A 9,432-nucleotide genomic window follows, 5' to 3' on the forward strand; every position below is an offset into this window, starting at 1 on the left:
CTAACTGACTTTGACGTAAGTGAGTCACTTCTAATATCTCTGGATAGTCTTTTATAAGATGATACGCTAATTTCGCTACGTCAGCTGCTGTCATTTTTGTTTCACTTCCGTCGGGCTCCTGTAATCCGGAAGCATTCGCGAATTTAGCTTTATCTGACATTTCTAACTGCTGAGCCTTTTCATTCATAAGTTGAACAAAGTTTTTTTCCGTCTTAGCTACATGTTCTGCTAAAGCGACAGCCGAATTATTAGCCGATTCAATCATTAACGCATGATATAAGTCTTTAACAGTTAACGTATCATTTACTTGCATTGGGATTTTTGCACCCTCTGTTTGTGCCGATTTTGCACTTATTTTCACTGGATCTTCCCAGCGGACTTTCCCATTATGTATACTCTCTAAAACGAGATATGCTGTCATCATTTTTGACATACTAGCAGGGGCAACAGCTTCATTTTCATTATTTTGATAAATAACATCTCCATCACTCGCATCGATAATAATAGCTGCTTTTACATCAATTTCTGGTGGTATATATTTTGGTGGAACTACTTTTTCAGATAGCCCTATTTTAGGTAGCTCTGCCACTTGTAAAGGCTGAGTATCTAAACTTGTTTCACTCTTTTGAACTCCTTGAAAAAAGAACCAACATATACCCAGAATTACTACTAATGGGATTGTTAATCTTCCCCATTTTAACTGCTTCATTCTAAAACTCCTTTAGCAAACCTTTTATACACTCATGTTTAACCATAACAACAATTACTTTATATCGTCAAGGTAAAAAGCATATTTATTCATCTACAGCAATTATAATTTCAACCTCTTTCTCTTTTCATGTATGTTACACTAAAAACAACAAAATATAAGAATATTCAATAACATCTAAGCACAAAAACACTATATAATAGAAAGGATTTATACAAATGATACTTCCAAAAGCATTAAAATATAGCGATACAATTGGCATCTACTCTCCCTCTTCACCAGTAACCCATACTTCTCCAAAGAGATTTGAGCGAGCAAAATTATACTTACAAAAGAAAGGATTTCATATATTAGAAGGTTCACTAACAGGTCAATATGATTATTATCGTTCAGGGAGCATTAAAGATCGTGCTGAGGAACTAAATGAATTGATTAGAAACCCTAACGTTTCTTGTATCATGTCGACAATTGGGGGAATGAATTCAAATTCATTATTACCTTATATTGATTATGCTTCTTTTCAAAAAAACTCTAAAATAATGATTGGCTATTCAGACGCAACAGCATTATTACTAGGAATTTATGCAAAAACAGGAATTCCTACATTTTATGGTCCAGCACTCGTTCCTTCTTTTGGTGAATTTGAGCCTTTCGTAGATTGCACATACAAATATTTTGCGGATACTTTATTAACTGATCAACACCTTCCTTACGACATAAACCAGCCGTTATTTTGGTCAGATGAATTTATTAATTGGGAAGAAAAAACGAAAGAAAAAGATCTTCGACCGAACAATTGGATTTCAGTAATTGGTGGGAATTTAAACACTATACAAGGTATTTGGGGTAGCCCCTATATGCCACATATTCAAGAAGGTGACATTCTCTTTATTGAAGATAGCTCAAAAGATGCAGCTACTATCGAAAGAAGTTTTTCATTACTTAAAATTAACGGCGTTTTTGATAAAGTTTCAGGTATCATCCTTGGAAAACATGAGCAATTTGATGATTGTGGTACAAATAGAAATCCTTACGAAATACTATTAGAAGTATTACAAAATCAAAAGCTTCCTTTTCTAGCCGATTTTGATTGTTGTCATACTCATCCAATGGTTACTTTACCAATAGGTATTCAAGTAGAGATGGATGCAACAAATAAAACGATACAAATTATAGAACAGTGGAAAATCTACCTCTACTACCTCTACTACCTCTACTACCTCTACTACCTCTACTACCTCTACTATCTTCAACTCTAAAGCTACGTATGGCCTTCTATTGTTTTATATTTTAAAGACAAATTTATAATTAATGTCGGATTAAATGTAATCACCTTAAAAGGCTTAGCATTAAAGCAAGCATCTGCATTAGAATCATTAAGTTATATCATCATTTTAATTTTTAGTTGGTACTTCCTAGGAGAGAAAATAACGAAGCGAAAAATCATTGGCAACATTATTATTGTCATTGGTGTAATCATCTATTGTATACAATAATAAAAAGATCCGTTTATGATAAACGGATCTTTTTATTATTGTCCTAAATTTTGAACCTTATCTTTCAAATCCTGAACTTGTTCTATCGTCTGCATAAGCTCAGAGTTTTTAAACTGCTCTACATTCATTTTTCCTTCCTCTATTTTTTGCATAGAGGTATCAATTAATGTATTTAACTTTTCATTATATCCGACGATTTGCTGGTGAAGATCCTTCGCTACATCCGGTGGTGTTAATTCATTAAAAGCTGGTATATCTTGTTTAATTTCAGTAAGTTTCGTTTCTAGTTCTTTTCGAGCTTCCCCATTATTAACAGCCTTTTCAGCTAATGCTGGCGCTTCATTTGCAAATGCACTTATTTCATTTACATAGTCTGTCGCTTTTTGAGCGTAATCTATGGAGTTCTTCCCTTCCTCCACTAGCGAACATCCCATCAAACCAATTGAAACTACAATTGAAAGTAACATTGTTTTTGTAAACTTCATTTTGACCTCCTAAATAATTGTCATACTTTTATTCATTTATAAACACTTTATTTTCTTCTTATACACCTTATCACATCATATCTTATTTTTTAATCTTCCTCTTATACATTCTAGAAAAATCATTATTATCCTGTTCAACATGTACCTCGAAACTATCTTCATTTAAATATAAAAACAGACATACTTATTTTAAGTACGTCTGTTTTCCAGATACGTATAACTCTCACTAATTAAAGTTTCTCTTTATCCTCTCACATGCCCTATTACTGTTATAATATCTATGTCTATATGTACACTAATAATATCTTCTATAATGTCCGTATATCCTTGGCCTAAAGGTGTTCCGTAATGTAATAAAATTTCTTTTTTTTCATAAACTGACTTCGGTACTGTAAAAATAAATTTCCTCATATTCCGCTCATCAGCAGGCTCCAGAATTAAAACAATGCCATCCTCTTCAAACATATAATCACGCCTTCCAACAATCCATTCACTATGGCTCAAGTATTGCCTTGAAAGGATAGGTTTTAAACACCCTTTCTAACAATATATAACCATTTCATGATCAAATAGCTTATACGGCTTATATGATAAGCCACAAATACAAAAAAACACAAACCTTGAACTACCAAGAATTTGTGTTTTTTTGCATTTCATTCTTATATACCTTTATCAAGCTCATATAACCTACGATATTTCTCATTTTCTTTCAGTAGCTGTTCGTGACTACCTTGCATAGCGATTTGACCACTATCAAGGAAAATCACTTCATCTACATGTTCAATCCCTACAAGATGATGTGTAATCCAAATAACAGTCTTTTCTTCTGTTGCAGAAAACATTGTTTCTATTAAGGCTAATTCTGTTTTAGGGTCTAAACCGATAGTCGGTTCATCAAGTACAATGGCCGGTGCTTCTTGCATAAGAGTTCTTCCAAATGCTACCCTTTGCCTTTCTCCGCCAGAAAACCTCTTTCCCATTTCATGCATTTTTGTTTGTAATCCATCAGGAAGAGAAGCAATGTGTGGTGCTAGCTGTGCTTTCTCTAAAGCTTTCCATATCTCTTCATCATTAGCCTCTGGTTTACCGATCCGCACATTATTTCCAATTGTCGTATCGAATAAATGTGGTTTTTGGTTTAATACAGAAATATATTTTGACAGAAAATCCGTATGAGCTTGTTCACCATTCAATATAACTTGGCCACTCACCGGACGTAGTGCCCCAGTTAACAATTTTAGTAAAGTAGATTTCCCTGTTCCACTTCTACCTAAAATAGCAATTTTTTTTCCTGCCTTTATTTGCAATGATACATCTTTTAATACGGATTCATTACTATTCGGGTAATTATACGACACATTACTCAGTTCAATATCTACATGTTTTGGTACAACGTATTCTTTATCTCCAGGTAACTCCTTACCATCATCTAAAGCGGTATCACTTTCTACGCCATTAAGCCGATGAACAGATTCTACATAAGATGGAATTCGATCAATAGCATCTGATACAGGAATAAGCACATTCGTCACAGATAATGTCATTAATACGAATGCTGCGATAACTGTAGGTGCAATTTGTTCACTTGCTGCTTGATTTCCAGTCCACAAAATCATCGAAATAACTACAATACCTACTATTAAATGAATGATACTATCTCGAATATGGTACCAGCGTTTCACTCTCTTTTCTGTCTTTAACAGCTGGACATTTTGCTCTACATACGCATTAATAAATTCATCTTTTCTACCACTCGCCTGCCAATCAGATAACCCAAATACAGCATCTGTCAATTGTTGATACAAACGATTTCTTCCTCGCTTCAAAGCAACATGATGTCGTTTCATCAAAAGTAGTGATACGAATGGAAGAAGAAAAACAATAACAGCTAACATACAAGCTGCGATAAGTGCAAATACTAAGTCAAATGCACCGATAACAAGTACGAAAATGCTATATACAACTAACGCTAATATACTAGGGAATATTGTACGTAAATATAGATTCTGTAAATGTTCTATATCATCAGACAATACACCTAGTACATCACCAGTTTGAAATCTTGAGCGTAAAAATAACGCCTGTGGTTCTACAATTCTATATAGTTTTGTCCTCATTTTTTCTAAAATTCGTAGAACGACGTCATGCCCTACTAAACGCTCTAAATAATGAAAGACAGCTTGCCCTATACTAAACGCACGCGTTGCAACTATAGGAACATATACAACCATTACATTTTCTGGTCTGAGAGCAGATTTAGAAATTAAATAACCTGAAATGAAAAGTAACATCGCACCTGAACTAACTCCAAGAAACCCGAGGAAAATAGTCAACGTCATTCTACCTTTATTTTGCTGTATATGAGGTTTAATCCAGTTACTCATCGCTCTCCCCTCTCTTCCCTATGAAAATGTAATGTCTCATTCTTTAAAAGCTCTTCATATGTTCCACTTTCTTTAATTTCCCCTTTATTTAAAATAAGAATATGATCCATTTGCTTCATCCAATGGAGACGATGCGTTGCAAGAAATACTAACTTACCTTCAAACAGACGTAACATCGATTGCTTTATTTCAAATTCAGTTTCAATATCAAGATGTGCTGTAGGTTCATCTAATAAAATGATTGGCTTTTTACTTAAAAGTGCACGTGCCATAGCGACACGTTGTTCTTGTCCGCCACTAAGCATACGTCCACCTTCTCCAATCCTTTCGTACATCCCATGTGGTAATGATGCAACGAGCGAACGAAGGCCCACTTCATTTATAACTCTCTCAACCTCTTCATCAGGTGTATTCGTTTCATAGAAACAAATATTATCTTTTAACGAAAGTGGAAAAATATAAGGTTGTTGCGGAATATAAGCAATATTTTTTTGCCAATCTTCTCGAGTAGATTCATCAATTTCCACACCATTTACTAACATCTTCCCACCCGAAGGAGGGAGAAATCCTGCTAACACATCGATTAACGTTGATTTCCCTGCCCCACTTTCACCAATAATGCCTATAGCACCGTTACCTTGCCAAGTAAAATCAATTCCTTCTAATATAGCCTTTTCAGATTCATCATTATTTACTTTTACATCTTGTAATTTCAAACTACTAGAAGAATTCCATACTATATCTACATTTGAATCTTTCTTTTCTATTTCTTTTTGTTTCTGTAAAATTTCTTCTATTTGCTCCATTGCAAGTTGTCCATCTAATGTAGCATGATAATTCGCTCCAACTTGTTTTATCGGCAGAAAATATTCCGGCGCTAAAATTAAAATCGTAAGAGCTGGTAACAGTATAATTGTCCCATCTATTAACCGTATCCCTAATCCAACTGCTACAAATGCAATTGATAAACTCGTAAAGAAATCTAATGCAAAAGAAGAAAGAAAAGCAACTCGCAAAGTACGCATCGTTGCTTTTCTATATCGTTTACTTACTTTTTCAATCTTTCCTTCGTGCTGTTTACTTTTCCCTAAATACTTTAATGTTTCTAATCCTTTTAACGTATCTACGAAATGATTAGAAAGTACACGATATGTTTCATATTGGCTATCCGCCATTTTCTGCGCCGCTAATCCTAGAAGGATCATAAATATAATCACAATTGGAATCGTTACAACTAAAATGATTCCAGACTTAATGTCCAGTATAAAAACATATAGAACAATTAGTCCTGGTACGATACTACTTCTAATCATTTTAGGAATTGTTAATTCAATATAAGTTTTAAATTTCTCAATACCTTCTATCGATAAAGTAACCAGATGGCCAGTCCCATTCGTTTGGACAAATCTCGGCCCTAATGTAAAATATGCTTCTATTAACTGTTTACGTAATGCCAATCCTGTTTTTTCAGCGAAACGCTCAACCAATATTTGCGATGCTCGCACCAACATTTGGCGTGCTGCGAACATGATTCCAAAATAAACAGTTTCATTTAGCACAGCTTGTACTGTTTCTCCTTGAAATAAAAATGTGATTGCTCGTGCTAAAAACACTGTCTGCGCAATGATACTACACGCCTCTAAAATGCTAATAAGACTTAAAGTTACATATAAAACTCGGCTACCAGGATACGACGGAAGTCCTCTTTTTCTTTTCATTAGTACTCCAAATCTTTGTCTGACTTAACAGGTTGTCTAAATACATAGAAACTCCATATTTGACTACCGATAACAAACGGTAAAATAGCAAGAGAGAAATAGCTCATCAGTTTTAATGCATAAGGTCCTGATGCCGCATTATAAATTGTCAAATCATTTACCGCTCCTAATGAGCTAATCATGACACGCGGGAACATACCGATGAACACACTTGCACTTAGCAAAATGATTGTTAAACTTGTCATAAAGAAGGCCCAACCATCTCTTCTTCTTTTATTTAATAAAGTAGAAACAAATAGCGCTACAAAAGCTCCAATTGGAACCATTAGCCACTCTGAACCATGTGCGGTGAAAATATCTGTTTTCCATAACCCTACAGCTGCAAAAACAAGAAGTGTTATTAATGAAAAAGGTGCAATCTTTGTCGCGGCAATACGTGCGCGTTCTCGTAATTTTCCTGTTGTACGTATAGTAAGGAATTGCAAACCATGAACAATACATAGAAGAAGAAACATAACTCCCCCAAGTAACGCAAATGGGTGAAGTAATTTCATGAATCCGCCTACCATATTTTTACTTCCATCAATTGGTACACCTGTCATAAAGTTTGCGATTGCAACTCCCCAAAGTATAGGAGGTAACATGCTTCCAATAAACATGCCCCAATCCCAGAAACTTTTCCACTTATGGTTTTCTATTTTCGCACGGAATTTAAAGGAAACGCCTCTTATAATTAAAGCAAGAAGCATAAACACAAACGGAATGTAGAACCCACTAAATAAAGTTGCATACCAGTGCGGAAATGCCGCAAACATAGCGCCACCAGCGCAAACAAGCCATACTTCATTTGCGTGCCAAAACGGTCCAATTGTATTTAAATATATACGCTTTTCCAAATCATTCTTTCCTAAAAACCTTGAAACGATTCCTACACCAAAATCGAAACCTTCAAGTACAAAGAAGCCAACGAATAAGGTTGAGATAATTAGAAACCACAACTCATTAAGAGATAACATACTCTTCCTCCTTATCAAATGGATCATGGCTCTGATAATCCTTTTTCGTTTTCTTATTCGCATGTCCTTTAATGATACGAACGAATAAGTAAACAGTAATGCCTCCAATAATTACATATAGTGATGTGAATGAAACAAGAGAGAATAATACTTCTCCAAATGAAACATTTGGAGATACTGCATCTTCTGTTTTCATAACACCGAAGACAACCCAAGGCTGACGTCCCATTTCAGTCATAATCCAACCTACTGTATTTCCGATAAACGGTAGTGCAATTGCATATACCATTAATTTTAAATACCAAGTTTTTTCAGCTAAACGATCTTTTCTTGATAAGAACCAGCCGTACACTCCTAGAAGAAGCATGAATGTTCCACTCATTACCATCGCTCTAAAACTCCAGAACATAGTATGTACTGGCGGAATATAATCTCCAGGTCCATATTTTTCTTCATATTGTTTTTGAATTTGATTCATTCCTTCTACTTGACCGCTAAATTTATCGTATGACAATAGACTTAGCATATAAGGGATTTGAATTTCAAACGAATTTTCTTTCTTCTCTGTATCAATTTTTGCAAATACTGTAAATGGCGCTGGATCCTCACTCGTATTCCATAATGCTTCAGCTGCTGCCATTTTCATCGGATGTGTCTTAATTAAATTTTGCGCTTGTGCATGACCGAAAAATAATACCAATGCTGTTGAAATTGTTCCAACAACGATAGAAACTCGGAAAGACTTCTTAAACACCTCAGTCTCTTGTTGTTTTGCGATTTTCCATGCACTAACACCAGCAATAAAGAATGCGCCTGTTGCAAGTGCCGCTGTAATTGTATGCGGGAATTGCACCCATAGTTGTGGATTTTGAATAATCGCCAAGAAATCATTCATCTGCGCACGTCCATCTGCAGCCATTTCATATCCTACCGGGGACTGCATAAATGCACTTGCAGTTAAAATCCAAAATGCTGATAACATTGTTCCTATTGAAAGGAGCCAAATACATAAAAGGTGAACTCGCTTTGGAAGTTTATCCTCACCGAATACCCATAAACCTAGGAATGTAGACTCAATGAAAAATGCTAATAAACCTTCAATTGCCAATGACGGTCCGAAAACATCACCAACAAAACGTGAATATGTTGACCAGTTCATACCAAACTGAAATTCTTGTAAAATACCTGTTACAACACCTACTGCAAAGTTAACAAGGAATATTTGTGTCCAAAACTTTGTCATTTTCTTATAAACTTCTTGTCCCTTTACCACATACAACGTTTGCATTAACGCAATGATAAAAGCTAAACCAATAGATAGCGGAACGAAAAAGTAATGAAAAATCGTTGTAGATGCAAATTGTATTCGTGCCAATTCGAGCGTTTCCATGCTAAAGTCACTTCCTTCATAATTTTTTATATCGTAATATCGATTAAATTGTATGAATTCACTTCATAACGAACAATTCAATCATTTGGAAATACAAAAAGATAAATTCGTTTATGTACTTTCTGAAAATATAGATTGTCAGTTTTTTAGATAATTACAAAAGAACTTTCTTCATACGATTTACCTTTTCACTATTTCAGTAGTGTTTTATTCGCTAATCGAATTGTATAATAT

General features: G+C 34.8%; 8 protein-coding genes and 1 pseudogene. 2 read left to right on the forward strand and 7 right to left on the reverse strand.

The features are described 5' to 3' along the window. A partial coding sequence (locus AB3X48_RS13430; protein WP_367959673.1) for a D-alanyl-D-alanine carboxypeptidase family protein occupies positions 1-709 on the reverse strand: 709 nt, incomplete at its 3' end. A 218-nt stretch (positions 710-927) separates the two neighbouring features. Here AB3X48_RS13430 and AB3X48_RS13435 point away from each other — a divergent pair. Together AB3X48_RS13435 and AB3X48_RS13440 are read left to right on the forward strand one after the other, a co-directional pair. Next, positions 928-1,968, forward strand: a complete 1,041-nt coding sequence (locus tag AB3X48_RS13435; RefSeq protein ID WP_367959674.1) for a S66 family peptidase — start codon at positions 928-930, stop codon at positions 1,966-1,968. Between the two features lie 39 nt (positions 1,969-2,007). Continuing rightward, positions 2,008-2,205, forward strand: a pseudogene (locus AB3X48_RS13440) (EamA family transporter); the annotation flags it as partial. Positions 2,206-2,240: 35 nt separating this feature from the next. Here the strand turns inward: AB3X48_RS13440 and AB3X48_RS13445 are convergent. From AB3X48_RS13445 to cydA, 6 genes are all read right to left on the reverse strand, one after another. Then, positions 2,241-2,690, reverse strand: coding sequence for a DUF6376 family protein (locus AB3X48_RS13445; protein WP_016104561.1), 450 nt, complete (start codon positions 2,688-2,690; stop codon positions 2,241-2,243). A gap of 243 nt (positions 2,691-2,933) precedes the next feature. Continuing rightward, positions 2,934-3,155: a hypothetical protein gene (locus AB3X48_RS13450; RefSeq protein WP_002031341.1), complete on the reverse strand. Its 222-nt coding sequence runs from the start codon at positions 3,153-3,155 to the stop codon at positions 2,934-2,936. 194 nt (positions 3,156-3,349) lie between these two features. Further along, positions 3,350-5,074: a thiol reductant ABC exporter subunit CydC gene (gene cydC / locus AB3X48_RS13455; RefSeq protein WP_367959675.1), complete on the reverse strand. Its 1,725-nt coding sequence runs from the start codon at positions 5,072-5,074 to the stop codon at positions 3,350-3,352. After that, positions 5,071-6,792 carry a thiol reductant ABC exporter subunit CydD gene (cydD, locus tag AB3X48_RS13460; RefSeq protein ID WP_016104559.1) on the reverse strand — a complete coding sequence of 574 codons (1,722 nt, stop codon included), beginning with the start codon at positions 6,790-6,792 and terminating at the stop codon, positions 5,071-5,073. The genes cydC and cydD overlap by 4 nt, the downstream gene beginning before the upstream one ends. Further along, positions 6,792-7,808 carry a cytochrome d ubiquinol oxidase subunit II gene (cydB, locus tag AB3X48_RS13465; protein WP_016104558.1) on the reverse strand — a complete coding sequence of 339 codons (1,017 nt, stop codon included), beginning with the start codon at positions 7,806-7,808 and terminating at the stop codon, positions 6,792-6,794. The genes cydD and cydB overlap by 1 nt, the downstream gene beginning before the upstream one ends. Beyond that, the gene (gene cydA / locus AB3X48_RS13470; protein WP_002158276.1) at positions 7,795-9,198 is read right to left on the reverse strand and encodes a cytochrome ubiquinol oxidase subunit I; all 1,404 of its coding nucleotides are present in this window, start codon (positions 9,196-9,198) and stop codon (positions 7,795-7,797) included. Before cydA ends, cydB begins: the two co-directional genes overlap by 14 nt. Positions 9,199-9,432 lie beyond the last annotated feature (234 nt).

Origin of the sequence: Bacillus sp. S4 (assembly GCF_040838205.1) — a bacterium.
Lineage (GTDB): Bacteria > Bacillota > Bacilli > Bacillales > Bacillaceae_G > Bacillus_A > Bacillus_A cereus_U.